The organism is Pseudomonas sp. Irchel s3f19, from assembly GCF_900187555.1.
In the GTDB taxonomy this organism is placed as follows: Bacteria; Pseudomonadota; Gammaproteobacteria; order Pseudomonadales; family Pseudomonadaceae; genus Aquipseudomonas; species Aquipseudomonas capeferrum.
Window position 1 is genome coordinate 1 of record NZ_FYDW01000010.1, and the last position, 2,395, is coordinate 2,395.

The following is a 2,395-nucleotide window of genomic DNA, read 5'->3' on the forward strand; positions in this document are numbered from 1 at the left end:
TAACCGAAGGCGGTGTGATCACCTACACCGTGACCCTGAGCAACCCTGCCCAGACTCCGGTTACCGTGACCCTGTCGAACGGCCAGACCATCACCGTCGAAGCCGGCAAGACCCAAGGCAGCGTTGATTTCCAGACCCCGGATAACGATGTCTACAACAATGGCTCGACTGTCAGCACGACCATCACTGGTGCCACTGGCGGCAACTTCGAGCAACTGACGCCGAACCCGACCCCGGCGCAGACCACGATCAACGATTCGGTCGACACCACCACCGCAACTCTGACCGCTTCGCCAAGTGTGACTGAGGGCGGCGTGATCACGTACACCGTGACCCTGAGCAACCCTGCCCAGACTCCGGTTACCGTGACCTTGTCGAACGGCCAAACCATCACTGTTGAAGCCGGCAAGACCCAAGGCAGCGTTGACTTCCAGACCCCGGACAACGACGTCTACAACAACGGCTCGACCGTCAGCACCACTATCACTGACGCTACCGGCGGTAACTTCGAGCAGCTGACGCCGAATCCGACCCCGGCGCAGACCACGATCAACGATTCGGTCGATGTGACCACTGCGACCCTGACCGCCAATCCTTCGGTCACCGAAGGTGGCGTGATCACCTACACCGTGACCCTGAGCAACCCTGCCCAGACTCCGGTTACCGTGACCCTGTCGAACGGCCAGACCATCACCGTCGAGGCCGGCAAGACCCAAGGCAGTGTCGACTTCCAGACTCCGAACAACGACGTCTACAACAATGGCTCGACCATCACTACCACCATCACAGGCGCTACCGGCGGTAACTTCGAGCAGCTGACGCCGAATCCGACCCCGGCGCAGACCACGATCAATGACTCGGTCGATGTGACGACTGCGACCCTGACCGCGAATCCTTCGGTCACCGAAGGTGGTGTGATCACCTACACCGTGACCCTGAGCAACCCTGCCCAGACGCCTGTCACCGTGACCCTGTCGAATGGTCAGACCATCACCGTCGAAGCCGGCAAAACCCAGGGCAGCGTTGACTTCCAGACCCCGGATAACGACGTCTACAACAACGGCTCGACTGTCACTACCACCATCACCGGTGCTACCGGCGGCAACTTCGAGCAACTGACGCCTAACCCGACTCCAGCGCAGACCACGATCAATGACTCGGTCGATGTGACGACTGCGACCCTGACCGCGAATCCTTCGGTCACCGAAGGTGGTGTGATCACCTACACCGTGACCCTGAGCAACCCTGCCCAGACGCCTGTCACCGTGACCCTGTCGAACGGTCAGACCATCACCGTCGAAGCCGGCAAAACCCAAGGCAGCGTTGACTTCCAGACCCCGGATAACGACGTCTACAACAACGGCTCGACTGTCACTACCACTATCACCGGCGCTACCGGCGGTAACTTCGAGCAGCTGACGCCGAACCCGACCCCGGCGTCGACTGTAATCAATGACAGTATCGATACCGTCACCGTAAGCATCGTCAGCAACGGCAACGTGACTGAAGATCAGCAGCCATCCTTTACCGTAAAAGTGAGCCAGGCGCTGGACCGTCCGCTGACCGTAACGCTGTCGAACGGCGAAACCGTCACCATCGAGGCAGGCAAGACCGAAGTCGAGTACAAGACTCCGGCCCAAGGCGATGACGTAATCAAGGACGCCGGCTCTGTGACGTTGAGCGTCACCGGCGCCACTGTCGCGGGTGCTACCTTCGAGAATCTGGCCATCGGCGGCCCGGCGACCGTTGAAGTTTCGGACACCGTCAGCGAAGTCGTTGCAACTTTGACTGTGGACAAGGCAACCGTGGCCGAAGGTGGCCAGGTGACCTACACCGTCACGCTGACCAACGCACAGGGCCTGTCTGTCACTGAGCACGGCGCGCTGACCTTCACCCTGACCGACGGTACAAAAGTCACGATTCCGGCCAACAGTGCTTCCGGCACTGCGACCATCACGGTTCAAGATGACGTGTACGTCGGCGGTCAGGGCGCTGTCGCCAACAAGCTTGAGTCGGTATCGGGCGCAGACAACTTCGAGAAGCTGACTTTGGGTGGTGATACCGTCACCACTTCTGTGACGGACGAGCCAGGTTCGGGCACCCCAGGCACCGGCAACGAAGGCGACCTGGTCAGGGTCACCATCACCGCCGACCAGGCTTCGGTCGCCGAGAACGTGAAGCCGACCTTCACCGTTCACATCAATACCGCCCTGACCCACGACCTGGTCGTGACCCTGAGCAACAACGCTACGGTCACTATCAAAGCGGGCGAAACCAGCGCGCCCTACAGCCACGATGCGCAAGGCGACGACGTTTACCAGGACGCCGGTGAGATCAGCCTGGGTATCAAGTCCGCCGTCGATGTCGATGGCCGTGCTTTCGAGAACCTGCAGCT

General features: G+C 60.5%; 1 protein-coding gene. It reads left to right on the top strand.

The annotated features are described in order from the left end of the window. Nucleotides 1-2,395 (top strand): immunoglobulin-like domain-containing protein (locus CKW22_RS20300; protein WP_371856440.1); only part of this gene is annotated, 2,395 nt, incomplete at both ends.